Source organism: Pseudomonas sp. NPDC047961, from assembly GCF_050272435.1.
Lineage (GTDB): Bacteria > Pseudomonadota > Gammaproteobacteria > Pseudomonadales > Pseudomonadaceae > Stutzerimonas.
Map to the genome: position 1 here is coordinate 668,574 of NZ_JBNNMD010000003.1, position 25,997 is coordinate 694,570.

The 25,997-nt window shown below is 60.8% G+C and carries 21 protein-coding genes and 1 pseudogene; 17 read left to right on the forward strand and 5 right to left on the reverse strand.

What is annotated here, in order from left to right:
* The first annotated feature begins 160 nt into the window (after positions 1 to 160).
* Positions 161 to 1,507: an NCS2 family permease gene (locus tag ACQKIK_RS13890; protein WP_064480431.1), complete on the forward strand. Its 1,347-nt coding sequence runs from the start codon at positions 161 to 163 to the stop codon at positions 1,505 to 1,507.
* 185 nt (positions 1,508 to 1,692) lie between these two features.
* On the forward strand, positions 1,693 to 2,319 hold the full coding sequence (locus tag ACQKIK_RS13895; RefSeq protein ID WP_499136359.1) for a LysE family translocator: 627 nt from the start codon (positions 1,693 to 1,695) through the stop codon (positions 2,317 to 2,319).
* A gap of 325 nt (positions 2,320 to 2,644) precedes the next feature.
* On the opposite strand, the gene uraH is transcribed toward ACQKIK_RS13895, so the two are convergent.
* The gene (uraH, locus tag ACQKIK_RS13900; RefSeq protein WP_046162555.1) at positions 2,645 to 2,998 is read right to left on the reverse strand and encodes a hydroxyisourate hydrolase; all 354 of its coding nucleotides are present in this window, start codon (positions 2,996 to 2,998) and stop codon (positions 2,645 to 2,647) included.
* A 356-nt stretch (positions 2,999 to 3,354) separates the two neighbouring features.
* On the opposite strand from uraH, the gene puuE reads away from it, so the two are divergent.
* The 9 genes from puuE to ACQKIK_RS13945 all read left to right on the forward strand — a co-directional run bounded on the left by puuE (position 3,355) and on the right by ACQKIK_RS13945 (position 13,842).
* Positions 3,355 to 4,284 (forward strand): allantoinase PuuE, encoded by a 930-nt coding sequence (gene puuE, locus ACQKIK_RS13905; protein ID WP_499136360.1) that lies wholly within the window; start codon positions 3,355 to 3,357, stop codon positions 4,282 to 4,284.
* Positions 4,284 to 4,799, forward strand: coding sequence for a 2-oxo-4-hydroxy-4-carboxy-5-ureidoimidazoline decarboxylase (gene uraD, locus ACQKIK_RS13910; protein WP_127839906.1), 516 nt, complete (start codon positions 4,284 to 4,286; stop codon positions 4,797 to 4,799). Before puuE ends, uraD begins: the two co-directional genes overlap by 1 nt.
* A 38-nt stretch (positions 4,800 to 4,837) precedes the next feature.
* Positions 4,838 to 5,833: an allantoicase gene (gene alc, locus ACQKIK_RS13915; RefSeq protein WP_499136361.1), complete on the forward strand. Its 996-nt coding sequence runs from the start codon at positions 4,838 to 4,840 to the stop codon at positions 5,831 to 5,833.
* A gap of 210 nt (positions 5,834 to 6,043) precedes the next feature.
* The gene (locus ACQKIK_RS13920) at positions 6,044 to 6,568 is read left to right on the forward strand and encodes an ureidoglycolate lyase (protein WP_159967383.1); all 525 of its coding nucleotides are present in this window, start codon (positions 6,044 to 6,046) and stop codon (positions 6,566 to 6,568) included.
* A 137-nt stretch (positions 6,569 to 6,705) separates the two neighbouring features.
* Positions 6,706 to 7,959 carry a urate hydroxylase PuuD gene (locus ACQKIK_RS13925; RefSeq protein ID WP_200637420.1) on the forward strand — a complete coding sequence of 418 codons (1,254 nt, stop codon included), beginning with the start codon at positions 6,706 to 6,708 and terminating at the stop codon, positions 7,957 to 7,959.
* A 210-nt stretch (positions 7,960 to 8,169) separates the two neighbouring features.
* Complete coding sequence (locus ACQKIK_RS13930) at positions 8,170 to 9,519, forward strand: nucleobase:cation symporter-2 family protein (RefSeq protein ID WP_499136364.1); 1,350 nt, start codon at positions 8,170 to 8,172, stop codon at positions 9,517 to 9,519.
* Between the two features lie 159 nt (positions 9,520 to 9,678).
* Positions 9,679 to 11,229 (forward strand): cation:proton antiporter domain-containing protein, encoded by a 1,551-nt coding sequence (locus ACQKIK_RS13935; RefSeq protein ID WP_499136365.1) that lies wholly within the window; start codon positions 9,679 to 9,681, stop codon positions 11,227 to 11,229.
* Positions 11,230 to 11,444: 215 nt separating this feature from the next.
* Complete coding sequence (locus ACQKIK_RS13940) at positions 11,445 to 12,944, forward strand: nucleobase:cation symporter-2 family protein (RefSeq protein ID WP_499136366.1); 1,500 nt, start codon at positions 11,445 to 11,447, stop codon at positions 12,942 to 12,944.
* Between the two features lie 76 nt (positions 12,945 to 13,020).
* Positions 13,021 to 13,842 carry an outer membrane protein OmpK gene (locus ACQKIK_RS13945; protein ID WP_499136367.1) on the forward strand — a complete coding sequence of 274 codons (822 nt, stop codon included), beginning with the start codon at positions 13,021 to 13,023 and terminating at the stop codon, positions 13,840 to 13,842.
* A gap of 99 nt (positions 13,843 to 13,941) precedes the next feature.
* Here the strand turns inward: ACQKIK_RS13945 and ACQKIK_RS13950 are convergent, their stop codons facing one another.
* Positions 13,942 to 14,679 (reverse strand): methyl-accepting chemotaxis protein, encoded by a 738-nt coding sequence (locus ACQKIK_RS13950; RefSeq protein ID WP_371916888.1) that lies wholly within the window; start codon positions 14,677 to 14,679, stop codon positions 13,942 to 13,944.
* Between the two features lie 117 nt (positions 14,680 to 14,796).
* Positions 14,797 to 15,873: pseudogene (locus tag ACQKIK_RS13955) on the reverse strand (HAMP domain-containing protein); the annotation flags it as partial.
* A 328-nt stretch (positions 15,874 to 16,201) separates the two neighbouring features.
* Between ACQKIK_RS13955 and ACQKIK_RS13960 the strand changes: the two are divergent.
* The 4 genes from ACQKIK_RS13960 (at position 16,202) to ACQKIK_RS13975 (ending at position 21,348) form a co-directional block, all read left to right on the forward strand.
* Positions 16,202 to 16,825, forward strand: coding sequence for a TetR/AcrR family transcriptional regulator (locus ACQKIK_RS13960; RefSeq protein ID WP_127839914.1), 624 nt, complete (start codon positions 16,202 to 16,204; stop codon positions 16,823 to 16,825).
* Positions 16,826 to 17,023: 198 nt separating this feature from the next.
* Positions 17,024 to 19,084, forward strand: coding sequence for a putative bifunctional diguanylate cyclase/phosphodiesterase (locus ACQKIK_RS13965; protein ID WP_499136368.1), 2,061 nt, complete (start codon positions 17,024 to 17,026; stop codon positions 19,082 to 19,084).
* Positions 19,085 to 19,147: 63 nt separating this feature from the next.
* On the forward strand, positions 19,148 to 19,831 hold the full coding sequence (locus ACQKIK_RS13970; RefSeq protein WP_046162567.1) for a spermidine synthase: 684 nt from the start codon (positions 19,148 to 19,150) through the stop codon (positions 19,829 to 19,831).
* A 131-nt stretch (positions 19,832 to 19,962) separates the two neighbouring features.
* Complete coding sequence (locus ACQKIK_RS13975; RefSeq protein WP_499136369.1) at positions 19,963 to 21,348, forward strand: sensor domain-containing protein; 1,386 nt, start codon at positions 19,963 to 19,965, stop codon at positions 21,346 to 21,348.
* 38 nt (positions 21,349 to 21,386) lie between these two features.
* On the opposite strand, the gene ACQKIK_RS13980 is transcribed toward ACQKIK_RS13975, so the two are convergent.
* Together ACQKIK_RS13980 and ACQKIK_RS13985 are read right to left on the reverse strand one after the other, a co-directional pair.
* Positions 21,387 to 22,232 (reverse strand): GIDE domain-containing protein, encoded by an 846-nt coding sequence (locus ACQKIK_RS13980; protein ID WP_499136437.1) that lies wholly within the window; start codon positions 22,230 to 22,232, stop codon positions 21,387 to 21,389.
* 40 nt (positions 22,233 to 22,272) lie between these two features.
* Positions 22,273 to 22,845, reverse strand: a complete 573-nt coding sequence (locus ACQKIK_RS13985; protein WP_045425019.1) for a LemA family protein — start codon at positions 22,843 to 22,845, stop codon at positions 22,273 to 22,275.
* Between the two features lie 188 nt (positions 22,846 to 23,033).
* Here ACQKIK_RS13985 and ACQKIK_RS13990 point away from each other — a divergent pair, with 188 nt between their 5' ends.
* Entirely contained in the window at positions 23,034 to 24,374 is a 1,341-nt protein-coding gene (locus tag ACQKIK_RS13990; protein ID WP_045425018.1) for an imelysin family protein, read from the forward strand.
* A gap of 171 nt (positions 24,375 to 24,545) precedes the next feature.
* Positions 24,546 to 25,961 carry a di-heme oxidoreductase family protein gene (locus ACQKIK_RS13995; protein WP_499136370.1) on the forward strand — a complete coding sequence of 472 codons (1,416 nt, stop codon included), beginning with the start codon at positions 24,546 to 24,548 and terminating at the stop codon, positions 25,959 to 25,961.
* Positions 25,962 to 25,997 lie beyond the last annotated feature (36 nt).

The following is a 25,997-nucleotide window of genomic DNA, read 5'->3' on the forward strand; positions in this document are numbered from 1 at the left end:
GCTAGGGAATTGCCTGTTGCATTTCTTGTATACAAAAGCATAATCGCGTCAAGCCTTTCTGACCTTTCGGTCAACAAACCGAATGAAAGCGCCCCACCATCACCTGCCCTCGAGAGCGCTGCTCTGGGTGATAGACAACAAGAACGATGAGGAACACCTTGTGGAAACCACCAAGCAGGAACAGCCGGCCCTCGGCCTGCAGCCAGAAAACCCCGGCTTGCTCGACCGATTTTTCAAACTCAGCGCTCACCGAACCACTATCAAGACAGAGATGCTCGCCGGCCTGACGACCTTCGTCACCATGGCCTACATCATCTTCGTCAATCCCAACATCATGGCCGACGCAGGTATCGACCACGGTGCAGCCTTTGTCGCGACCTGTATCGGTGCAGCGCTCGGCTGCCTGTTGATGGGCCTGTATGCGAACTGGCCGGTGGGCCTGGCCCCCGGCATGGGCCTCAACGCGTTTTTCACTTATACCGTGGTGGGCGAGATGGGCTATAGCTGGGAGATCGCCCTCGGGGCGGTATTCCTTTCCGGCATCCTGTTCATGATCATGAGCCTGTCCCGTCTGCGCGAGTGGTTGCTCAACAGCATTCCGATGAGCCTGCGCTTCGCCATGGGTGCCGGGGTCGGGTTGTTTCTCGGGCTGATTGGCCTCAAGACGGCCGGCATCGTTGTCGACAGTCCCGCTACCTTGCTGACCATGGGTTCGTTCGGCGAGCCCACCGCCCTGCTCGCCGCGGTGTGCTTCCTAATGATCGCCGTGCTCAGCCACCGCAACGTGTTCGGCGCGATCCTGCTGAGCATGCTGGCCGTCACCGGCATCGGCTGGGCGATGGGGCTGGTCGAATACAACGGGCTGGTCTCGATGCCGCCCAGCCTGGCCCCAACCTGGCTCGCCATGGATATCGCCGGTGCGTTGAACGTGACCATGGTCAGCGTGATCCTGGCGTTCCTCTTCGTGAACATGTTCGATACTGCCGGCACCCTGATGGGCGTTGCGCACCGTGCGCATCTGGTGGACGAGGATGGCAAGATTCAGAACCTCTCGCGCGCACTGAAAGCCGACAGCACATCCAGCGTCGTGGGCGCCTTTGTTGGTTGCCCACCAGTGACCAGCTACGTGGAAAGCGCTTCGGGCGTTGCAGCGGGTGGACGCACTGGCCTTACGGCTGTCACCGTCGGCGCCCTGTTTCTGATCGCGATGTTCTTCGCGCCGCTGGCCGGCATGATCCCTGCCTACGCAACGGCTGGCGCGCTGATCTATGTGGCGATGCTGATGATGAGCGGCATGGCGCACATCGACTGGAAGGACCATACCGATACCATCCCGGCCATCGTCACCGTGGTGATGATGCCGCTGACCTTCTCCATCGCCAACGGCATCGCGCTGGGCTTTCTGACCTATGCGACGCTCAAGCTGCTGACAGGCCAGCGCGACAAGGTCTCGATCAGCCTGTATGTGTTGTGTGTAATCTTCATCGCCAAGTTCGCCTTCCTGTAAGCCAGGCGAGCTCAGAGCCCCATCGCTTCGGCGGTGGGGCTTTTGACGTTTGGGATGGGTACGCGGTGCGTTTGATGGGTATCGCTTCGCTCCACACCATCCTACGGTCGAGGCGTTTCGTAGCCTCGGGGGCTTCGCGGCGTCGGGTCAGATAGCTGAACATACTTTTATCGAGGAGCACCGAAATGAGTCTGGAAACCTGGTTGTTGTTCGCGAGTGCGGCGTTGGTGGTCATCCTGATCCCTGGCCCGTTATCGCTGCTGATGATCAGCAACAGCCTCAACTACGGACTGCGACGTTCCTGGCCGGCGTTTGTCGGCGGGGTCAGTGCATCGATCTGCCTGCTCAGCGCTTCGGCGCTGGGGCTAGGCGCACTGCTACTGGCATCGGAGCAAGTGTTCAGCGCTCTGAAAATCATCGGCGCATTTTATCTCTTCTATCTGGCGTGGCAGAGCTGGCGGGAATCACGCCGCCCCGCCAGCGGCCCCAGCGTGATAACCAGCGAGGTGAGCCCGCGCTTTCGCCAGTTGTTCTGGCGCGCCTTCGGGCTTGGCGCCAGCAACCCCAAGGACATCCTGTTCTTCGCCGCCTTTCTGCCACAGTTTCTCACTGCTGATCGGCCCTTCATGCCGCAGTTGCTGGTGATGATCCTGACCTGGGCGGTTCTGGATCTCTGTTGCAAGCTGGCCTACGGGTTGGGCGCGCATGGGGCGGCGCGTTACCTGCGCACGGGCAAGGGGCAAGTTTGGTTCAACAGAACCAGCGCTGCGCTGTTTGGGGGCGCGGGGGCGGCTTCGTTGGTGAGTCGGTGAGGACGCTGAGTCCATTACACGCGAGCACCTGCGCCATGAATCGGTGCCGACAAGCACTGTCGCGCTGGCTGAAGTTCAGCGCCGCCCACACCGCTGCCAGGCGCCCTACGAGAAAACAGTAGGGTGGGCTTCAGCCCACCGGCGTTGACGCACCGGATTCGGTGGGCTGAAGCCCACCCTACCTGTCTGATCGACAGCGACCAGACACCACCGAACGCCCATTTCAAAAAAAACCCGCCATCAAGGCGGGTCGGGGACTCAGGGGAGTCAAGGTTTCACGCATGGGAGAAGTACCGCCGCGTCGCTGTAAACGCGGCATGCGCCATCAGCTACCTCGATAGGTCGAGTAGCTATACGGCGAAATCAGCAGCGGCACGTGGTAGTGATCCTGCTCGGCGCTGATGCCGAAGCGCAGCACCACCACGTCCAGAAAGGCGGGCTCAGGCAGCGCGACGCCGCGCCCGCGGTAGTAGTCGCCGGCTGCGAACTGCAATTGGTAGACGCCAGAACGATAGTCGTCACCTTCCAGCAGAGGCGAGTCGCAACGGCCATCGCTATTGGTCTGACTCGTCGTAACCAGCTCGAGGCGTTCGCCTTCGACACGATAGAGTTCGATGCGGATGTCGCTGCCTGGGCAACCGTGGGCAGCATCCAGTACATGAGTAGTCAAACGTCCCATAGATTCCAGCACCAGCGATCAATCGCCAATGCCCGCCTCCTCTTAGTGATGAATGGTGGAGATGGATCGAGCATAGCATCCCGCCGAAAAAAACAAAGACAGTTTTTAAGGAAATTGTACACAGTTTATAAATCGCCATTTTGGCTCGCTTCCTGCTGGCTGGTATTAGCTGGAAGTTCCTGTCTCGCAGGTCGGCGCGACAAACCATGGGAGAAGAGGCGCCGTTCGCAGATCATGACGAATAGATTTTCAGGTTTTTGATTTCCAAACCGCAAAACGTTTTGTATACAATTGAGCCATGATGGTCGCCGGTACTTCACAGCGGCGACCCGTGGATCAAACAAGGAATAACGACAGTGAGCGCAGACTACCCTCGCGATCTCATCGGCTATGCCGAGAACCCACCCAATCCGCAATGGCCAGGCAAGGCCCGTATCGCCCTGTCCTTCGTGCTCAACTACGAGGAAGGCGGAGAGCGTTGCGTCTTGCATGGCGACAAGGAATCCGAAGCCTTCCTGTCCGAGATGGTGTCAGCCCAGCCATTGCAGGGCGTGCGCAACATGAGCATGGAATCCCTCTACGAATACGGTAGCCGTGCCGGCGTGTGGCGGCTGCTCAAGCTGTTCCGCACATTCGATATTCCGTTGACGATCTTCGCGGTGGCAATGGCTGCGCAGCGTCACCCCGACGTGATCAAAGCCATGGTTGCCGACGGCCACGAGATCTGCAGCCATGGATATCGTTGGATCGACTATCAGTACATGGACGAGGCGCAAGAGCGCGAGCACATGCAGGAAGCCATCCGCATCCTTACCGACATCACTGGCGAGCGTCCGCTGGGCTGGTACACCGGCCGCACCGGGCCGAATACTCGCCGGCTGGTGCGCGAGGAAGGCGGCTTCCTCTATGACTCCGATACTTATGACGACGACCTGCCCTACTGGGATCCGGAATCGACGCCCAACAAGCCACATCTGGTGATCCCCTACACGCTGGACACCAACGACATGCGTTTCACCCAGGTGCAGGGCTTCAATACCGGTGACGACTTCTTCAATTACCTGAAGGATGCGTTCGACGTGCTCTATGCCGAAGGCTGTGAAGGCGCGCCGAAGATGCTGTCCATTGGCATGCACTGCCGCTTGCTGGGCCGTCCCGCACGTCTTGCCGCGCTGCAGCGCTTCATCGAGTACGTCAAGGGTCACGAGCAGGTGTGGTTTGCCCGCCGTGTCGACATCGCCCGCCACTGGCACTCGACTCATCCGCTTACTCAGGAACGCAGCTAATGACCCCGTTCAAGACCATCAAGCCGTCCACACTCGACCGCGATACCTTTATCTCGACTTTCGCTGATGTCTACGAGCATTCGCCCTGGGTTGCAGACACTGTTTATCAGGCAGGCGTGGACGAGACGCTGGACAACATCGAAGTGATGCACGAGCGGATGTCCCAGGCCATGCTGTCGGCCCATCCCGACACCCAATTGGCGCTGATCAACGCTCACCCGGACCTTGCCGGCAAGGCTGCCGTTCGCGGCGAGCTGACCGCCTCAAGCACCGCAGAACAGGCCGGCGCCGGCATTCATGAATGCACCCCGGAAGAGTTCGCCCGCTTTACCGAACTGAACGATGCCTATAAAGCCAAGTTCGGCTTCATCTTCATCATGGCCGTCAAAGGCAGTAACCGGCACCAGATCCTGGCGGCGTTCGAAGAGCGCATGCACAACTCGCAGGATCAGGAATTTGCCCGCGCCCTGGCTGAGATCAACAAAATCGCTCTGTTCCGTCTGCAGACGATGTAAGCAAGCACCATCAGACGACACGAAGAGAAGAACAACGTATGAAGAGCTACGCCGTACCTTTCGAAAAATACGTCAACCTGGCCGACGCCCGCCTGGGCACCAAGGCTATCTCCGTCACAGACGACTGGTTCGCCGACGTCAACCGGCTGTTCCAGCCGACGCCGGCCGTATGGAAGGAGGGCGTTTTCGATGATAACGGCAAGTGGATGGACGGCTGGGAGTCCCGCCGCAAGCGCTTCGAAGGCTACGACCATGCGGTTATTCGCCTCGGCGTACCCGGCTCGATCAAGGGCGTCGACATCGACACCAGCTTCTTCACCGGCAACTTCCCGCCGTCTACGTCGCTGGAAGCCTGCTATCTCGCTGAGGGTGATCCGGACGACAACACCGAGTGGACTGAAATCCTGTCTGCCGTAGAGCTCCAGGGCAACAGCCATCACTACCACGAGATCAATGTCGACCAGCCGTTCAGCCACCTGCGCTTCAACATCTACCCGGACGGCGGCGTTGCCCGTCTGCGCGTGCACGGCATTCCGTACCGCGACTGGAGCAGCGTTGGCGACAACGAGCAGCTCGACCTGGCCTCGGCGCTCAACGGCGGCCGCGCGCTGGCCTGTTCCGACGAGCATTTCGGTCGCATGAGCAACATCCTCAACCCGGGTCGTGGCATCAACATGGGTGACGGCTGGGAAACCGCACGTCGCCGCACGCCGGGCAACGACTGGGTCATCGTCGCGCTGGGCGCTCCCGGCGAAATCGAGCGCATCGTCGTCGACACCCTGCACTTCAAGGGTAACTACCCGGACAGCTGCAGCATTCAGGCGGCGTACGTCAAAGGTGGCACCGACAGCCAGATCGAAACCCAGAGCCTGTTCTGGCGTGAACTGCTGCCGAGCCAGAAGCTGGAAATGCACGCCGAACACGAGTTCAGCGAGCAGATCGCCAAGCTCGGTCCGATCACCCACGTGCGCCTGAACATCTTCCCGGACGGTGGTGTGAGCCGCCTGCGGTTGTTTGGCAAGGCGGTGAAGTAAGCCGACAACGCCAATGGCGTAGCAATCGGCCATTGGCGGGCTGGACGGCGTTTCGCTCCAGCCCGTCTGGGACGAAGACCGGCCGCTACAGCGGTGGGCTGAAGCCCACCCTACGGCTGGATTCGTAGGTTCTGTAGGGTGGGCTTCAGCCCACCGAAACCTGCCCCCAAGACGGTGGCTTACAAATCAGCAAACATATACGGGCACAGCATGCGCACACTCAAGATCGAACCGCTGACCAAGGAAGCCTTTGCCCCCTTCGGTGATGTCATCGAAACCGAAGGCAGCGACTACTTCATGATCAATAACGGTTCCACCCGCCGCTATCACAAGCTGGCATCGGTCGAGACTGCGCAGCCGGACGACCAGGCCATCATCAGCATTTTCGCCGCCGACGCGCTGGAAATGCCGCTGGTCATTCGCATGCTCGAAAGACACCCGCAGGGCAGCCAGGCTTTCATTCCGCTGCTCGGCAACCCCTTTCTGGTCGTGGTCGCGCCACTTGGCGATGCACCTGTACCGGGTAACGTCCGCGCCTTCCGCAGCAACGGCAGGCAGGGCGTCAATTACCACCGCGGCGTCTGGCACCACCCGGTGCTGACGATCGAAAAGCGGGATGAATTCCTGGTGGTCGATCGCAGCGGTTCTGGCAACAACTGCGACGAGCATTTTTTCACCGAGGACGAGCAGCTTCTCCTCGACCCCCACCGGGACTCCGGCCAGGCAACCGATTGATCAGCGCGGGCATGACCGGCGCGGCTGTGGACTAGCCGACACCAGACATGCGCGCTTCAGAACAAGCGGAACACTTGCGACGAGTCGAATAAGAAGAAACAACGGTTGGCGTGCCTGCCGTGCAAGAGGTAATTATCGTGGAAGCACATCTGACCGAATGGCTGAACCTTACTGTTCGCTGGATTCACATGATCGTCGGCATCGCCTGGATCGGTGCGTCGTTCTATTTCGTCTGGCTGGAAAACAACCTTAACCGCGCCAACCCCCGCGACGGCCTGTCGGGCGATCTCTGGGCGATTCACGGCGGCGGCATCTACCACCTGGAAAAGTACAAGTTGGCACCGCCTCAAATGCCGGACAACCTGCACTGGTTCAAGTGGGAGGCCTACACCACCTGGCTGTCGGGCGTGACCCTGCTGATGGTGGTCTACTACCTCAACCCTTCGCTCTACCTGATCGCGCCTGGCAGTGATCTGGCGCCGGCCATGGCTATTGCCATCGGTTTCGGCTCGCTGATCGTCGGCTGGTTCGTCTATGACCTACTCTGCGACTCGCCGCTTGGCAAAAAGCCCGCACTGCTCGGTCTGATCCTGTTCGTCCTGGTGATCTTCGCTGCGTGGGCCTATTCGCAGGTCTTCAGCGGACGTGCGGCCTACATCCACACCGGCGCGCTGATCGGCACCATCATGGTCGGCAACGTGTTCCGCATCATCATGCCGGCACAACGTGCGCTGGTCGCTGCCATCGAGCAGAACCGTACGCCGGACCCATTGCTGCCCGCCAAGGGCCTGCTGCGCTCGCGCCACAACAACTACTTCACCTTGCCGGTGCTGTTCATCATGATCAGCAACCACTTCCCGAGCACCTACGGCAGCCAGTACAACTGGCTGATCCTTGCCGGTATCTCGGTATTGGCTGTGCTGGTGCGTCATTACTTCAACACCCGTCATGACAGCAATCGCTTCGCCTGGACACTGCCTGCTGCTGCGGTTGGCATGATCTGTCTGGCGTTCGTCACCGCGCCGAACCGCCAGGGTGGCGTGCCCAATGCGGTGCCAACCAGCCCGCGCGAGCAAAGCCTCGAAGCCCAGCAGGCCGCTGCGGTAGCGCCGGCAGAGCAGGCTGGAAACAGCGAGTTCGCCGCGGTTCATCGGGTGATCAACGAGCGCTGCACCGTTTGCCACGCCGCAGCGCCGAGCAGCCCGCTGTTCAGTGCAGCACCCGCGGGCGTGATGTTCGATACGCCTGAGCAGATCCGCCTGCAGGCTGCGAAGATTCATGCGCAAGCCGTGGCCAGCCAGATCATGCCGCTGGGCAACATGACCAACATGACCCAGGAAGAGCGCGACCTGCTCGGAGCCTGGATCGACAAGGGCGCGCCGATCGACTGATCGCCGCTCACCAGCCGCGCTTTCGAGCGCGGCTTTTTTTCACCTCTTCAACGCTCAAGCCGCGCTGCACCAGGCGAGGCCTCAGCTCGACCCGAAATCAAGCCCAGCGGACGGAGACAGCCGGAACCCCGAGCACCCTATACCCGGCCCCGCTCGTTCGGCGGGGCCACCGCGACCATCCAATAACAAAAGCGTCCGAGGTGTTTTTGCATGAACGATGTGACCGAGCGGGAGACCGCACCCGCCACAGAGAAGCGGCTGCCCTTGCTGCAGATGCTGCTGGTGAGTTTCCAGCACGTGCTGCTGATGTATGGCGGCGCGGTTGCCGTCCCGCTGATCGTGGGCCAGGCAGCAGGGCTGTCTCGTGAGGAGATCGCCTTCCTGATCAACGCCGATCTTCTGGTGGCCGGCATCGCCACGGTCGTGCAATCGATGGGCATCGGGCCGGTGGGCATCCGCATGCCGGTGATGATGGGCGCCAGCTTCGCGGCGGTCAGCAGCATGGTAGTGATGGCCGGCATGCCCGGCGTGGGCATGACCGGAATTTTCGGCGCGACCATCGCGGCCGGCTTCTTCGGCCTATTGATCGCGCCGTTCGTGTGCAAGATTGTGCGCCTGTTTCCGCCGCTGGTGACGGGCACCGTGATCACCGCCATCGGCCTCTCGCTGTTCCCGGTGGCGGTGAACTGGGCGGGTGGTGGCAGCGGCACCGGTCAGTTCGGCGCCCTGCCCTACCTCGGCGTGGCGGCAGCTGTGCTGGCGGTTATCCTGCTGATCAATCAGTTCATGCGCGGTTTCTGGGTCAACGTTTCAGTCCTGGTGGGCATGGCCTTGGGCTATGTGCTGGCCGGCAGTCTGGGCATGGTCGACCTGTCCGGCATCAGTGCTGCACCCGCATTTCAGGTGGTTACGCCGAATCACTTCGGCGCGCCGCAGTTCCTGCTCGCACCGATCCTGTCGATGTGCCTGGTGGTGGTGATCATCTTTGTCGAGTCCGCCGGCATGTTCCTCGCGCTGGGCAAGATCACCGGTCAGGAAGTGGACCCGAAGCAACTGCGCCGCGGCCTGTTGTGCGATGCCGGGGCGACTTTTCTCGCCGGTTTCATGAACACCTTCACCCACTCCTCCTTTGCCCAGAACATCGGCTTGGTGCAGATGACCGGCGTACGCAGCCGCTACGTCACGGCGATTGCCGGGCTGTTCCTGATCAGCCTGAGCCTGCTGCCCAAGGCTGCATTCATGGTGGCTTCGATTCCGGCGGCGGTGCTGGGCGGCGCCGGCATCGCCATGTTCGGCATGGTCGCGGCCACTGGTATCAAGATTCTTCAGGAAGCTGACATCGGTGACCGTCGAAACCAACTGCTGGTGGCGGTGAGCATCGGCCTCGGGATGGTGCCGGTAGTCCGCCCTGAGTTCTTTGCGCGTCTGCCGCATTGGATGGAGCCGATCACCCACAGCGGTATCGCGGTGGCGACGCTCAGCGCGGTGACCCTCAACCTGCTGTTCAACGTGCTCGGTGGCGCCGAACGCCAGGCGCTCACAGGCGCTGCGCATCACTGACAATACCGTCCCAAATAAGCCCCCAAGCCCGCCATGTGCGGGCCTTATTTTTTCTGCCTTGCTTTATTCTCCAGCCGCCCGACACTCGACAAGCACCGCACCACCGTTAAAATGCCCCGCCGTCCTATCCCCGCCCGCCCGAACGAGAAGGTCTGACCCATGATCGAAGCAACCTGGATCGCCTTCGCATTCATCCTCGGCCTTGCGACACGCTCGATCGGGCTGCCACCCCTGATTGGTTATCTGGCCGCCGGCTTTGCCCTCGCCGCCTTTGGCGAACATTTCGGGGTCGGCCCGACCGACAGTGTGATTCTCGAGCACCTCGCGCACCTGGGCGTGCTGCTGCTGCTGTTCACGGTCGGACTCAAGCTCAAGCTGAGCAACCTGGTGCGCCGCGAAGTCATCGGCGGCAGCCTGCTCCACTTCGGCATATCCAGCCTGGTGGTACTGCCGGCGATTCTGCTGTTTCTCGACACCAGCTGGCGCGACAGTCTGTTGCTGGCGATCGCCTTGTCGTTCTCCAGTACCGTACTGGCCGCGAAAGTGCTGGAAGGCAAACGCGAACTGCGCGCCTTTCATGGCCGTGTCGCCATTGGAGTCCTAATCATTCAGGACCTGATCGCTCTGGTGGTGATGAGCATCGCCAGCGGAAAGGTGCCGTCAGCCTGGGCGCTGCTGGTGTTCGGCTTACCATTACTGCGCCCGCTGCTGTTCCGCCTGCTCGATCACAGCGGGCACGAGGAACTGATGGTGTTGCTGGGGCTGATGCTGGCGCTGGTCGCCGGCGGTCTCGGCTTTGAATATGTGGGCCTGAGCTCCGAGCTGGGCGCGCTGGCCTTCGGTGCGATGCTGGCCAAACACAAGCGCGCCACTGAGCTGTCCAATTCACTGTGGGCGATCAAGGAAGTCTTTCTGGTCGGCTTTTTCCTGCAGATTGGCATTGGTGGGTTGCCGGGCATGGACGCCATGCTCTTTGCCGGCGCGGCGGCGTTGCTACTGCCGTTGAAAGGCGCACTGTTCTTCTTCCTGTTCCTGCTGTTTCGCCTGCGCGCGCGCAGTGCCTTTCTCAGCGCTTCGAGCCTGACCAACTACAGCGAATTCGGCCTGATCGTTGCCAGTGTGGTGCTCCCGCAATGGCTCACCCCGCTGGCCATCACCGTGGCCCTGTCGTTCGTCATTTCAGCTCAGCTCAACCGTATCTCCCACCCGCTCTACGACCGCTTTGCCAGACGCCTGATCCCTCTGGAGCGCAACACACGCCACCCTGACGAGCAACCGGTGTCGCTGGGTGACGCGCAGATCCTGATCATGGGTATGGGCCGCACCGGACGTGCCGCCTACGATCACCTGCAGAATCAGGGCTGGCGATTGATCAGCCTCGATTCGGACCCGGTAACCGTAGAAAAGAGCAGCGAGAAAGGCCGCCACGTACTGTTCGCTGACGCCGAAGACCAGATGTTCTGGGAGAGCCTGGAGATGAACAAGGTCGAGGCGGTGATCCTGGCGATGAACGATGCCGAAGCCAAGATCATCTCCACGCGCAAACTGCGCGGCAAAGGGTTCGAAGGGCTGATCGTCTCCCACGCCATGTACGAAGACATTGCCCAGCAGATTGAGGAGGCCGGTGCAGATCGCACCTACCTGACCATGAGCGAAGCCGGAGCCGGCCTGGCCGAGAACGTCTCCCGCGAATTGCAAGCCAACCGCTGACCGGTAACAGTTGCAGCGCCATGCCTGGCGGGCTGTCGAGGTCCGCTCGCCGTAATTGTGCACAATTTTCAAATTTCTTGTTTCAACAGCTGTTCACAGGTTGTTATAGTCGAGTCCAACCTGACCGATCGAACAGCTTTTCGACGATCAGGTAACGAGGTCCGTGCAGCCTCGAAAGCCCATGACCGAACAATAACGAATGGCAGGCTTGACTCATGACCGCAACCGAATCCAGGAGCGGTAACGCTCCCAACCAGGACCTGATCTATCAACTCGAAGATCGCCCGGGTCCGATCCCCGCTACATTCGCGGCGATACAGCACGTACTCGCCAGCTTCGTCGGGGTCATCACCCCCACTCTGATCATCGGCAGCGTGCTGGGCCTGGGCGATTATGTGCCCTACCTCGTCAGCATGGCGCTGTTCGTCTCGGGTATCGGTACCTTCATCCAGGCCAAGCGCATTGGCCCGATCGGCGCCGGCATGCTCTGCCTGCAGGGCACCAGCTTCGGCTTTCTCAGCGTGATTCTCGCGGCCGGCTTTATCGTCAAGAACCGCGGGGGAACGCCGGAAGACATCCTAGCCACGCTGTTTGGCGTGAGCTTCTGCGCGGCCTTCGTGGAAATCGCTGTCAGTCGATGCATCGACAAGCTGCGCCGAATCATCACGCCCGTGGTCACCGGCACCATCATCAGTCTGATGGGGCTGTCGCTGATCAAGGTCTCGATGACCGACATCGCTGGCGGCTACGGCGCTGAAAACCCGGGCGCCCTGCAGAATCTGGCATTGGCCGGACTGGTGCTGGGCACCATCATCGTACTCAACCGCTTCGGCATTCCGCTGCTGCGCTTGTCAGCCGTGATCGTCGCGCTGGTGGTCGGCTATGTAGCCGCCTGGATGATGGGCATGGTGGATTTTTCCAGCCTCGCCGCCTTGCCGGCCGTCAGCGTGCCGCAACCATTCAAATTCGGCTTCGCCTTCGACTGGATGGCCTTCATCCCGATCGCGGTGATCTTTCTGATCACACCGCTGGAAACCGCTGGCGACCTGACTGCCAACTCGATGATCTCGCGCCAGCCGGTCAAGGGCCCGCTGTACATGAAGCGGATCAAGGGCGGCATTCTTGGCGATGGCTGCAGCTCGCTGCTGGCGGCCACCTTCAACAGCCTGCCCATGACCACCTTTAGCCAGAACAATGGCGTGATCCAGCTGACCGGCGTCGCCAGTCGCCACGTCGGGCTCTACATCGCCGGCATCCTGATCCTGCTGGCGCTCTTCCCGGTAGTCGGCGGCGTGTTGCAACTGATGCCCAAGCCGGTGCTCGGCGGCGCCACGCTGATCATGTTCGGAACCGTGGCCATCGCCGGGATCAAGATCCTGGCCGAAGCGGGCCTCAACCGTCGCAACATGCTTATCGTGGCGATCTCGCTGGGCCTGGGGCTGGGCGTCGCCGCCGTTCCGGAAGTGCTGACCAACCTGCCCGACGTCCTGAAGAACATCTTCGGATCACCGATCACCATCGGCGCCTTCAGCGCCATCCTGCTCAACTTCTTCCTCCCGCGCGAGCCGGAAGAAATGGATGATTACGACCCCGACAATCTGATCGAGGACTCGGTCGGCACTAACACTTTGGCCGTGAATATCCCCGATTACTCCAAGGTCCATCCGAAAGCCACCACCTCGGACCCTTCGGCTCAGCTGACACCTACCGGCTGATCGACCCCGCGCCCGGCCAGACGAGCCGGGCGCTGCTCCCGCATTCATCACAACAACAAAACCAAAGGGTATCTCCATGACTTTCAAGCGCACTCCCCTGTCGCTGACGCTGGCCGGCTGCCTGCTGTCCGCACCTGTCTTCGCCGATGGCATGCTGCAGTGGCAGAACAACAGCCTCAGCTATCTCTACGGCAAGGATTTCAAAGTCGACGCTGGCGAGATCCAGCAGACCGTGACCTTCGAACACGCCAGCGGCTGGAGCTGGGGCGACATGTTCCTGTTTGTCGATAACAAATGGTACAACGGCCTATCCGGCGAAGAAGGCCACACCTACTACGGGGAATTCAGCCCGCGCCTGTCGTTCGGCAAACTGAGCGGTCAGGACATGAGCTTCGGCCCGGTCAAGGACGTGCTGCTGGCAGCCACCTACGAGCGCGGCGAAAGCAGCGCCGGCCGACCCAACCAGACCTACCTGCTCGGCCCAGCTGTCGATCTCGATGTGCCCGGCTTCGATCGACTGGCCATCAACGTCTACTACCGCAAACCCGACGGCACTACCCGTCGCGCCTCGGGCCAGTGGCAGGTCACGCCAACCTGGGCCATGACCTTCCCAGTCGGCAAATCGGACATTCTGTTCGATGGCTTCATCGACTGGGTAGTCAACGATGCCGGCTCGGAGCGCAGCGGAGACTTCATGTCGAAAAACCTGCATATCAATCCCCAGATCAAGTACGACCTGGGCAAGGCGCTGGACGGCGAGCCGGGCAAACTCTACGTCGGTATTGAATACGACTACTGGTCTGACAAGTACGGCATAGAAGACGGTGGGTTTGTGAGCGATCTGGTCGGGGGCACCAACCAGAACACCGCCAGCTTGCTGGTCAAAGCGCACTTTTAACCGCAGCCAGCTACAAGAAAAGCAGCCAGATGGCTGCTTTTTTATTGCTACATGGTTACCGGTGATAGCGACCACTCATCAAGTGGGACGCGCACGGCATCAAAGTTTGAAGCTACCCATCTGCCGACTGAGATCATCCGCCAGACGACTCAACTGCTGACAATCTTCACGACAGCCCTGCACATCGCTGGCAGTCGCCTGTGCCAGATCGGCGATGCCTTGCACGTTATGGGTGATCTCTTCAGTAACGCTGCTCTGCTCTTCGGTCGCTGCCGCCACTTGGGTGTTCATGTCACTGATCGCCTCGACCTGTTCGGTGATGGCACTGAGGGAAAGCCCCGTGCGCTGGCTGGCCTGCACCCCAGCACCGGTCGCAGCCTGCCCCGCATGCATCGAGTTGACTGCATTCTCGGCACCACTCTTGAGCCCCTGGATCATCTGCTGAATTTCATCCGTCGACGTCTGGGTCCGGCTGGCAAGCGTTCGTACCTCATCGGCAACCACTGCGAAACCACGCCCCATCTCCCCGGCACGTGCAGCCTCGATGGCCGCGTTGAGGGCCAGCAGGTTGGTCTGCTCGGAGATGCTCCGGATCACCGCCAGCACCTTGTCGATGGACGCGACCTGCTGCGCCAGGTCAGTAACCGACTCAGCCGCACGGCCGATCTCGCCTGACATCTTCTCGACATGGGCGATCGAGTCGCTGACGACTTTGCGCGCGTCCATCGCCTCGCTGCGAGCACCTTGTGAGGCCTGTGCGGCATTGCTGGCGTTGCGCGCGATCTCCTGCACGGTCAGGCCCATCTCATGCACCGCAGTGGCAACCATATCGGTCATTTCATGCTGACGACCGGCGCGTGTCGCGGTGTTGTCGACCACCTGAGCCACCTGTCCGACAGCGGTACGCAGTTGCTGGCTGGTGTTCAGCACATCGCCGATCAATTCGCGCAGACTACCGATGAACCGGTTGAAGCCACGCGCCAAATCACCCAGCTCGTCGGCTCGGCTCTCGTCCAGACGACGGGTAAGGTCGCCACCCCCCCCACCGATTTCAACGAGTGCGCTGGTCACCTGGCGGATAGGCTTCACCAGCCCGCGCGCCAGCACCACCACCAGGCCGAGGAACACCAGTGCGATGCAGACACCAATCAGGCTAATGGTCCACATCGTGCGGCGCGCCTCGGCAAAGATTTCGGCTTCCGGCACTTCGCTGACCAGCACCCAATCCAGGCTTTCCAGAGGCTGAGCGATCGCCAGGAAGGCTTCGCCGTCACGCTCGAATCGCACCGCGTCGGGTGCGCCATTGAGGAGCTTCTGCGCGGCATCGCTGCCTGTCAGCGCGCTAAGCTCGACTTGGTCGTTGTTCTCGGTTTTGGGGTGAACCTTGACGCGGCCATCCGCAGCGATGAGGTACACCTCACCGCGCTCGCCGAAGCGGAAGTTGCTGACCAGCTCGGACATGCTTTTGAGGCTGAAGCCAAGACCAGCCACCCCTACGGTCTTGCCGTCTGCCTCGATGCGCTGGTTGATGAACAAGGTCGGCTGGCGGGAGGCTTTGTCGATGTCGATTTCGAAGCGCCGTTCGATGCCGCTGTCGACCAGGCCGTAGAACCAGCCATCACCCGCAGCACTGCGGTTGAGCGTCCGCGAGAGTCCCGCTTCGGAGTAGTAGTTGCCACTGTCGAGCACGGCAATCGAGGTGGTCAACGCGTTCTGCTGAGCCTTGACGCCCGCAAGGTAACGGCCCATCGCGTCCGCCTGGTCAGCGCTCTCGCCTTCACGCAGCCAGTCCTGAACCAGCGTATTGCCGGCAATCCCGGCCGTCGCGGTAATCGGCGCCGCCAATGTGCGCTCAATATCGTTGCGGATTGCCGAAATATTGGCAGGCAACGCTTGCCCCACCAGGTAGCGCTCGGCAAGGCGATTGACTGCCGATGAATAAATCAGAATGACGATCAGGATGCTGGTAAGCAACGCCGCCCCCATGCTGACGATCAATTGCCATTGAATACTGCGTTGCATGAAAGGCATGTGCGTTACCTCTGTTGTTTTTTGTTAACGTACACAACCTTGCTAACAATGTGTATACATAAATAATGTTTGACGCCAACATTCTATCGGTCGAAACAACCGAGGCTTGATGACCGTTTGGCGGATAGCGAAGACCCAGCTCGATTGAGCGCTGCGGACTGGCGCTCTTTAACGACATGGCTTGGCGGAAGGCATCCGCTCGCTGTCTTCCAGCGCTCAGGTTCCGCTCGCACCAAGGTTGCTGCCCTGCCTTGAGGCCGTTCAGAAGCCGGTGCTAGGATGCGGCGGCAGGCCACCAGGCTGGGTGGTCATGAATTGAACAGGCCCTATGTCCAGTATCCGCGAACGCAACAAAGAACTGATCCTTCGTGCTGCCAGCGAAGAATTCGCCGAGAAGGGCTTCGCCGCCAGCAAAACCAGCGACATCGCCGACCGCGCCGGGCTGCCCAAGCCCAACGTCTACTACTATTTCAAAAGCAAGGAAAACCTCTATCGTGAGGTACTGGACAGCATCGTCGAGCCCTTGCTGCAGGCGTCCGCTCCGTTCAATCAGCCCGGCGAACCAGCAGACGTGTTACGCGCCTACATCCGCACCAAGATTCGTATTTCCAGGGAACACGCTTGCGCCTCTAAGGTATTTGCCAGCGAGATCATGCATGGCGCGCCACATCTACCCGCCGAGCGTGCCGCGCAGCTCAATGCTCAGGCCAGCCATAATGTGGCTCGCATCCGGGGCTGGATTGAAAAGGGACTGATGGCGACCGTCGACCCTCATCACCTGATGTTCAGCATCTGGGCAGCGACCCAGACCTACGCCGATTTCGACTGGCAGATTTCCGCAGTTACCGGCAAGCCCGAACTCGATGATGCTGACTATGAAGCCGCCGCGGAAACGATCATCCGCATGGTCATCAAGGGTTGCGAGGTAAAGGAAGCGAATTCTGTTGGCTAACTCTGAGATCAAACCTCGTTGGAGCTTATGGCATACCTGAGGCATCTCTTTCCGGTTCAATCAGGATTCGATCAAGGGCCCGGCAGAACATCCAACAATCTGATACGTTTTGCCTCGCGCGCATATACCCGTCTTTGACGCATCACTCGCGACAACCAATACTTGCGCTGGGCACCGGCTCGGAAGAAGGAAGTTCTATTGACCGCATTGCGCAACAGTCTGTCTAGGAAGCTGCTCCGCATCGTTCTGCTGTCTGCGCTCGCCGTTGGCCTGGTACTGAGCTGCGCGCAGATCGTCTTCGATGCTTACAAGACCCGCCAGCTGATCGATGCCGAAGCCCAACGAATCCTGCGCATGACCCGCGACCCGTCCACTCAGGCGATCTATAGTCTGGACCGGGAAATGGGCGCGCAGGTCATGGAAGGACTGTTCCAGCACGAGTCGATTCGTAAAGCCTCGATTGGCCACCCAGGGGAAGCGCCGCTGGCGGCCAAGTCCCGCCCGCTTATGCCACGCTCCTCGCGTTGGTTGACCGACCCGATACTAGGCCGCGATCAGGAATTCTCGATCCCCCTGATCGGCCGCCCGCCTTATAACGAGTACTACGGCGATCTGCGTATCACACTCGATACCGCCCCCTATGGCGAAGCGTTTCTCAGCAGCTCGGCCGTGCTCTTCGTCGTCGGCATCCTGCGTGCGCTGGTACTGGGCTTACTGCTGTATCTGATCTATGAATGGCTGCTGACACGACCGCTGACCAAGCTCATCGAGCACATGTCGCGCATCAATCCGGGCCGCCCCGGCGAGCACTCGCTGCCGATGCCCAAGGGGCATGAGCGCAATGAACTGGGGCTTTGGGTCGAAACGGCCAATGGTCTGCTCGCCTCCATTCAGCACAACATGCAGTTGCGCCATGCCGCCGAAAGCAACCTGCAACGCATGACCCAATACGACTCGCTCACCAACCTGCCCAACCGCCTGCAGTTGCAACAGCAACTGGACAACATCCTGAGCGAAGCCGCCCGACTGCAACGTCGCGTGGCCGTGCTCTGCCTCGGGCTGGACGATTTCAAGGGCATGAACGAACAGTTCAGCTACCAGAACGGCGATCGCCTGCTGGTAGCGCTGGCCGATCGTCTACGCAGCCAGAGTGGGCGTGTCGGAGCACTCGCCCGGCTGGGCGGCGACCAGTTCGTACTGGTGCTGGTCGGTTTCGAACAACCCTACGAAGCCGCCGAGCTGGCGCAGAAGGTCCTCGATGATCTGGAGCGGCCCGTCACCCTTGACGATCAGCACATACGGTTGCGCGCCACCATCGGCATCACGCTGTACCCCGAAGACGGTAGCAGCACTGAAAAGCTGCTGCAGAAAGCTGAGCAGACCATGACACTGGCCAAGAGCCGCTCACGCAATCGCTATCAGTTCTACGTAGCCAGCATCGACAGCGAAATGAGGACGCGCCGGGAGTTGCAGAATGACCTGGCCGAGGCGCTTACCCGGGGCGAGTTTCACCTGGTCTATCAGCCGCAGATCGACTACCGCCTCAAACGCATCACCGGTGTCGAAGCCTTGCTTCGCTGGTCTCACCCGAGCGGCAAGATGGTTCCGCCCGACATATTCATTCCTCTCGCCGAACAGAACGGCAGCATCATCGCCATAGGCGAGTGGGTGCTCGACCAAGCCTGCCGACAGCTGAGCCAATGGCATCAACAAGGTTTCAGTGATCTGCGCATGGCCGTCAACCTGTCCACGGTTCAACTGCACCACGCCGGGCTGCCAGCGATGATCAGCAACCTGCTCAGCAGTCACAGGCTGCCGCCCGAGACGCTAGAGCTCGAGGTGACGGAAACGGGCCTGATGGAAGACATCGCCGCCGCCACCCATAACCTGCACTGCCTGCGCCGCTCCGGCGCGTTGATCGCCATTGATGATTTCGGCACCGGCTATTCATCGCTGAGCTATTTGAAAAGCTTGCCGTTGGACAAGATCAAAATCGACAAGAGCTTCGTTCGCGATATGGCAGCTGTTGAAGGCGATACGACCATCGTTCGAGCCATCATCCAGCTGGGCAAGAGCCTGGGCATGCTGGTCATCGCCGAGGGTGTGGAGACCGCCGAGCAGGAACGCTACCTGATCGACGAAGGCTGCAATGAAGGCCAGGGTTACTACTACAGCAAACCCGTGGCGGCACCTGAACTCACCGCGTTGCTCGAGCAATCGCTGCGGTTCGAGCACAGGCTTAACTCCGAGCACTTATAAACGTTGCTCGCCGCGCCGTGCACCAAGCGCGGCCCCTCTAATGCCAACCCAAGAGCGTCACCGATGAAGCGTTTTGTATTGATCGACACCGCCGAAATTCCGGATGGCGGCGGTGCCCTGTGTCTGTTCGAGTATGGCGACGACTTCGTTATCAAGATTCAGGGCGGTAACGGTAACCAACTGATGAACACCCGCACGCACGGCTCGGAAGATGCGCTGGCGGAGATACCCTGCCGCAAGATCGCGCAGCGGCCGCAACCAAGGGTGCTGATTGGCGGCTTGGGCATGGGCTTCACCCTCGCTTCGGCGCTCAGGCATCTCGGCGATGATGCCGAGGTGCAGGTCGCTGAGCTGGTTCCCGGCGTGATCGACTGGAACCGTGGCCCATTGGGCGAGAAGTCCGGCATGCCGATCAACGATCCACGAACCCGAGTGCTACGTAGCGATGTCGCCGAGGTTCTGAAGAGCGAGCCGCAGGGCTATGACGCCATCATGCTCGATGTAGACAACGGCCCCGAGGGGCTGACACGCAAGAGCAACAGCTGGTTGTATTCCTCAACCGGGCTCGACGCTTGCGCCAGGGCGCTGCGCCCCAAAGGTCTGCTTGCCGTATGGTCGGCCAGTGCCGATCAGGCCTTCTCCCAACGACTTGCCAGGTCAGGTTTCCTCGCCGAAGAAGTCCAAGTGTTCGCGCACGGAAATCGGGGCACCCGGCATACCATCTGGATTGCTGAAAAGCGTGGATGAAGTTCAGAGCGTCCAGTGAAGGTGACCTATAGCCGTCAAAGCAGCTGTCCGCTTCCGAGGCGCTCGCCTACACTCAAAGCACCCAAGACCGGTCCGTCCCCATACCGCGCAGTCCTCAAGTGGTACGTACGATGAAAACCGAGCCTCCTCCCTCGCTGGAAACTGTTCTGGATTTGATGCTTGATGCGGTCTGCGTGGTCGACGCAGATGGCTGCTTCGTCTATGTCAGCGCTGCTTGCGAAAGCATTTTTGGCTATACGCAGGAGGAAATGATCGGTCGTCAGATGATGGAATTGGTGGCGCCCGAAGACCGCGAGCGCACCCTGCTGGCGGCGCAGCAGGTGATGTCAGGCCAACCCAGCCTGCATTTCGAAAACCGCTATATCCGCAGAGACGGACAACGGATAGATATCATGTGGTCGGCCCGCTGGTCAGAAGATGACCAGTTACGTGTCGGTGTGGCGCGCGACATTACCCGACGCAAGCGTTCCGAATCGCTGCAAGAAGCGGTCTACGCAATATCCGAGGCGGCCCACAATGCCGCCGATCTGCCCTCATTGTTCGAACAGGTCCATCAGATCACCAGCCGGCTTATCCCGACGCCGAGCTTTTTCGTCGCCTTGAACGCGCCCGATCAGGGCCGGCCGATATTTCCTTACGTCAGAACTGATGGCGATCCAGCAAGACTCCCCCTCGATCCGGCTGCGGTGCTGTGCGCAGAAGTCACTCGGACCGGGCAGGCGCTGCTGCTGACAGCGAGTAGCGAAGGCGTCTGCGACACCCTCAAGGCATTGACCGCCACGGAGAGCTTCTGCTGGTTAGCAGCGCCACTCTCGACCCGTCAGGGCTGCATCGGCGCGCTACTACTCAACGATACGGCACAGAACGCGACCTATTGCGAGCAAGACATAGACCTGCTGCAGTTCGTCGCCAACCAAGTCGCCACCGCCATCGAACGCAAACAGCTGCAGGCTCGCCTCGAGCGAATGGCGCAATACGATGAGCTTACCGGTCTGCCCAATCGCGCATTCCTGTTCGACCGGCTAAAAACCGCCCTGGCGCGCGCGCGGCGCAATGACGAGCGGTTATCACTGCTGTATCTGGATCTCAATGGGTTCAAACAGGTCAACGATGGCTATGGGCACAGCGTGGGCGACCTGCTGCTGCAAGCCTTCGCTCGTCGGCTTACCCAACACACCCGTGAAACCGACACGGTTGCGAGAATGGGCGGCGACGAATTCGTCGTGTTGCTGGAAGGCAGCCCGACAGCAGCCGATACGGCAGTAGTAGTCACGCACATTCTTGCCGCGATGCAAGCGCCGATAGATCTTGCCGGCTTGGCCCTGGCGATTCAACCGAGCATCGGCGTGGCTCACTTTCCAGAGCACGGAACTGACGAAGCATCGTTGCTCAGGCGAGCTGATGAAGCGATGTACCAAGCGAAATCAGCGAGCGCACAGCCGCGCGCAAACAACGTCCCTGTTGTTGACATCGCGCTCCATCAAAATCACCACTAAGCGATACGTGCATTGCTATCTGATTCCGCCGTCGTGGCTCAACCTACCACCCGGGTTGCCAGCAATGCCGCGCCAAGCAGACAAAGCATCGCCCCGCCAGCCGCCTGCCAGCGATAGCGCCGAACGAGCACTTCCTCACCATGACTGGACAGCACGAACGGCAAATCCTCAGCGGGGCGCGCCAGCTTGTGCAGCGCTTGCCGGCCGCTGGCTAGTCGATGGCGCTGTTGCGCTTCCAGGCTAGCGGCGAGGCGCACACGGCTCCACTCCGCCTGATCGAGCTGGCCGTCGCGGTTATGGTCAAAACGCTGCAATAGCCCGGCGTAGTCTTCTTTCCATTCGCGCACCACTTGGCCCTGGGCAGCCTGCAGGTCGAGGCCCTGCCGGCCACCGCCAGATGTACGAAACTCGCCAATCGCATACAACGGCTCGTCAGCGTGCAGCCGCTCCTCGGTGTACCGGTACTGGCGGTGGCCAGTGAGCCAGGCCAGCACACCGCTGGACGGCGTACCTCGAGGGTGGCGCTGGTCACCGGTCCAGCAATCACGCCGTGCGGGGAGCACTTCAGCGCCTCGAGGATCGATCAGACACTCTCCGGTCGCATCAAACAACCGCAACAGCCCTTCGCTGCTGCCCTGTTCCAACACGCTCCAGCTCCCGCGCTTGCTGCCGGTTCGGTATTCCTCGATACGATAGCGCCACCAGAGGCAGGGCGTGGCCGTCAGCGGCGCCATTAATGGCTGCGTATCGGGAAGGTCGCGCAGCACCCCGGCCAGCTCGACATAACCTTGCGCCGCCGAGCGAATCCTCGAAGTCGGCGTATCCAGCAAATGGCGCAGTTTCGACCAGCGACTGACCCACAGCCAGCCGCCAACCAGACACATCGCCACGCTTGCAGCGATCAGTAGCACCTGAACCCCCAGCTCAACTGAACAGCGGCTTCAGGTCGACATCGGCTTTTTCCGCCTCGCTGAATTGCAGCAAAGGGGCGGCGCGGAAACCGAACGCGCGAGCCAGCAAGACATCGGGAAACTGCTCGATGCGTACGTTGTTCAGATTGACTGACTCGTTGTACAGCTCGCGGCGATCGGCGATACCACTTTCCAGCCCGCTGATGCGCTGCTGCAAATGACGAAAGCTCTCGTTCGCACGCAGCTCTGGATAGCTCTCGGCCAAGGCGAAGAGGCGTCCGAGTCCGGCGCGCAGTCCGGTTTCGGCCTGGCCAAGCGCACCAACGTTGCCTTGCTCGCGCGCATCGGAGACCGCAGTGCGCGCCCTGATCACCTGCTCCAGGGTGCTGCGTTCGTGCTGCATGTACTGCTTGCAGGTTTCCACCAGCTTGGGCAATTCATCATGACGCTGGCGCAACAGCACGTCGATGTTCGACCAGGCCTTGCTTACGCCATGCTTGAGGCGCACCAGACCGTTATAGAGAACCACGGCATAAGCCGCGGCGAGAAACAGCAGGACCCATGCAACGGCGGCACTCAGGCTCATCAGGGCGACTCCATAAGATGACCAGACTCGGAGGTGGCATTCTAGCCGCACCGGCTGAGGCGATACGCGACCTGCTACACGCATTTTCTTTGCACAAAATGCAAATCTTTCGCATTATGTTCTGCATCCGTTTGTCGCAGCCCTGCTGTCGACTCACTTACACCACCCTGCAAGCAAAGGAACCCGCCATGCTACGCACTCCCGTCTGGGCTACCGCCAGCCTTCTGGCTGTCGCCATTTCACTCGCTGGTTGCGGCGAAGACAAAGCACCGGCCGAACAGGCCGCTGCCCCGCAAGCCGCCACAACCCAGAGCGAACCGGCACCGGCTGCCCAAGAGACCGTGAACAGCGAAGCCGCGCAGGCAGTGGTCAAGCACTACGCCGATATCGCACATGCTGTCTTCAGCGACGCGCACAGTGCCGCTCTGAAACTGCAGGAAGCCGTCGACGCTCTCCTGGCCAATCCGACCGAAGAAACCCTGCAAGCGGCCAAAGCGGCCTGGATCGCCGCCCGCGTTCCGTATATGCAGAGCGAAGTGTTCCGTTTCGGCAACCCGGTCGTCGACGACTGGGAAGGTCAGCTCAACGCCTGGCCGCTGGACGAAGGCATGATCGACTACGTCAAAGGCGACTACCAGCACGCCCTCGGCAACCCTGGCGCCACCGCCAACATCATCGCCAACAAAGAGCTGCAGATTGGCGAAGACAAGATCGACGTCAGCGAGATCACCGGTGAGAAGCTTGCCAGCCTGAACGAACTGGCCGGATCCGAAGCCAACGTCGCCACTGGCTACCATGCCATCGAGTTCCTTCTCTGGGGTCAGGACCTGAACGGCACCAACGCTGGCGCTGGCGAACGTCCGGTGAGTGACTTCATCGAAGGTGAAGGCTGCACGGGCGGCAATTGCGACCGCCGTCGCGCCTACCTGAAGGCAGCCACCGAGCTGCTGGTCAGTGACCTCGAAGAAATGGTCAACGAGTGGAAGCCGGGCGCAGACAACTACCGCGCCAGCCTCGAAAAAGAGTCGGCCGAAAATGGCCTGCGTAAAATGTTCTTCGGTATGGGTAGCCTGTCGCTGGGCGAGCTGGCCGGCGAACGCATGAAAGTCGCACTCGAAGCCAACTCGCCAGAAGACGAGCACGACTGCTTCAGCGACAACACGCATAACTCCCACTACTACAACGCCAAAGGCATTCGTAACGTCTACCTCGGCGAGTACGAGCGCATCGATGGCAGCAAGCTGACCGGTCCAAGCCTGGCATCGCTGGTCGAAGGCACTGCGCCTGAGGTCAACAGCACCCTGAAGACCGACCTGGAAACCACCGAAGCCAAGCTGCGCGTGCTGGTCGAAAGCGCCGAAAACGGCGAGGCCTTCGATCAGTTGATCGGCCCAGATAACAGCGAAGGCCAGGAAAAGGTCCGCGCTGCGATCGCCGCACTGGTTCAGCAGACCGGTTCGATCGAGAAGGCAGCTGCCGCATTGGGCATCAGCGACCTGAACCCGGACACCGCTGACCACGAGTTCTGATACACCGGCCTAAGGGGTGGCGCAACGCCGCCCCTCTGGCACTGATGCGCCCTCTGACGCCAGCTTTACTGCTTGGCTGGCCAATCGGCTTTTCGCCAAATGCAAATTGCTCTTATTCAACCACTCGTAGCCTGCTAACATTAGCGCCCTTTCAGAGGCCTTGGGCTACCGATGCGTCCGTTTTTCTTCCCTGTCGTTGCGCTGCTGCTGGCTTTGGGCCTGACGGCATGCGATGAAAACCCGCCACGCTTTGAACAGGCAGAACCAGGCGAGGCGCTATCGGGTGGCAGCACTACGGTCATCAAGTCCGACCAGAACGCCTTCTCGATGCCATCCGCCAACCTGTCACCGGTTCGCCGTCTGGACTTCAGCGTCGGCAACAGCTTCTTTCGCAACCCTTGGGTCATCGCACCCTCCTCGACGACGGCACGCGACGGTCTTGGCCCATTGCTCAACACCAACGCCTGTCAGAACTGCCACATCAAGGATGGCCGTGGCCGCCCGGCGGAAGCCGAGCGTGGCAATGCCGTGTCGATGCTGGTGCGCCTGTCGATTCCCGCAGGCGAGGAGCATGCCAAGGTCGTCCATGAGCGAGGCATCGCGCCCGAGCCCACCTATGGCGGCCAACTGCAGGACATGGCGATTCCCGGCGTCGCGCCGGAGGGCAAGGTTCGCCTCAGCTACAGCACCCACACTGAGCGATTCGCCGACGGCTTCGAAGTCGAATTGCGTTCGCCACAGCTGTCGATCACTGACCTGGGCTACGGCCCTATGCATCCCAACACGCAGTTCTCAGTCCGCGTAGCGCCTGCGATGGTCGGCCTCGGACTGCTGGAGGCGATCCCGGAAGCGTCGATACTTGCCAATGCCGATCCGGACGACCGCAACGGTGATGGCATCTCCGGGCGACCGAACCGGGTGTTCGACCAGGTCACGCGTGAGACCAGCCTGGGTCGCTTCGGCTGGAAAGCCGGACAGCCGAACCTGAACCAGCAGAACGCTGACGCTTTCTTCAACGACATGGGCCTGACCACCAGCCTGCTGTCCGGGAGCAGCTGCACCCAAGCGCAGACGGAGTGCCTGGCGATGCCCGACGGCGGCGAGCCCGAAGTCAGCGATCATATTCTGTCGCTGGTGCTGTTCTATTCACGCAATCTGGGCGTCCCGGCTCGGCGCAACGTGGACGACCCGCAGGTGTTGGCCGGCAAGACGCTGTTCCACCGCGCGGGTTGCCAAAGCTGTCACATCCCGAAATTCACCACCGGCGAGGCGGCCGAGCCGGAACTCGCCAACCAGGTGATCCGCCCCTATACCGACCTGCTGCTGCATGACATGGGCGAAGGGCTTGCCGATCACCGCCCTGAATTCGAGGCCACGGGACGTGAATGGCGTACCCCGCCGCTCTGGGGCCTCGGCATGACCGAGGCTGTCAGCGGCCATACGCAACTTCTGCATGACGGTCGTGCGCGCAATCCGCTCGAAGCCATACTCTGGCACGGCGGCGAAGCGGAGCGCGCCAAGCAGGCCGTGCTCGGCTTCGACAGCGATGAGCGCAGCGCCCTGCTGGCCTTTCTTGAGTCTCTTTAATGCCGAACCAGACGCACCCGTGCCCAGCCCTGAGGA

Coding starts and splice junctions, on each gene's coding strand:
- ACQKIK_RS13895 (WP_499136359.1), top strand. CDS start 1,693: ATGAGTCTGGAAACCTGGTTGTTGTTCGCGAGTGCGGCGTTGGTGGTC.
- uraH (WP_046162555.1), bottom strand. CDS start 2,998: ATGGGACGTTTGACTACTCATGTACTGGATGCTGCCCACGGTTGCCCA.
- uraD (WP_127839906.1), top strand. CDS start 4,284: ATGACCCCGTTCAAGACCATCAAGCCGTCCACACTCGACCGCGATACC.
- alc (WP_499136361.1), top strand. CDS start 4,838: ATGAAGAGCTACGCCGTACCTTTCGAAAAATACGTCAACCTGGCCGAC.
- ACQKIK_RS13920 (WP_159967383.1), top strand. CDS start 6,044: ATGCGCACACTCAAGATCGAACCGCTGACCAAGGAAGCCTTTGCCCCC.
- ACQKIK_RS13930 (WP_499136364.1), top strand. CDS start 8,170: ATGAACGATGTGACCGAGCGGGAGACCGCACCCGCCACAGAGAAGCGG.
- ACQKIK_RS13935 (WP_499136365.1), top strand. CDS start 9,679: ATGATCGAAGCAACCTGGATCGCCTTCGCATTCATCCTCGGCCTTGCG.
- ACQKIK_RS13940 (WP_499136366.1), top strand. CDS start 11,445: ATGACCGCAACCGAATCCAGGAGCGGTAACGCTCCCAACCAGGACCTG.
- ACQKIK_RS13945 (WP_499136367.1), top strand. CDS start 13,021: ATGACTTTCAAGCGCACTCCCCTGTCGCTGACGCTGGCCGGCTGCCTG.
- ACQKIK_RS13950 (WP_371916888.1), bottom strand. CDS start 14,679: ATGACCGATATGGTTGCCACTGCGGTGCATGAGATGGGCCTGACCGTG.
- ACQKIK_RS13960 (WP_127839914.1), top strand. CDS start 16,202: ATGTCCAGTATCCGCGAACGCAACAAAGAACTGATCCTTCGTGCTGCC.
- ACQKIK_RS13970 (WP_046162567.1), top strand. CDS start 19,148: ATGAAGCGTTTTGTATTGATCGACACCGCCGAAATTCCGGATGGCGGC.
- ACQKIK_RS13975 (WP_499136369.1), top strand. CDS start 19,963: ATGAAAACCGAGCCTCCTCCCTCGCTGGAAACTGTTCTGGATTTGATG.
- ACQKIK_RS13980 (WP_499136437.1), bottom strand. CDS start 22,232: ATGTGTCTGGTTGGCGGCTGGCTGTGGGTCAGTCGCTGGTCGAAACTG.
- ACQKIK_RS13985 (WP_045425019.1), bottom strand. CDS start 22,845: ATGAGCCTGAGTGCCGCCGTTGCATGGGTCCTGCTGTTTCTCGCCGCG.
- ACQKIK_RS13990 (WP_045425018.1), top strand. CDS start 23,034: ATGCTACGCACTCCCGTCTGGGCTACCGCCAGCCTTCTGGCTGTCGCC.
- ACQKIK_RS13995 (WP_499136370.1), top strand. CDS start 24,546: ATGCGTCCGTTTTTCTTCCCTGTCGTTGCGCTGCTGCTGGCTTTGGGC.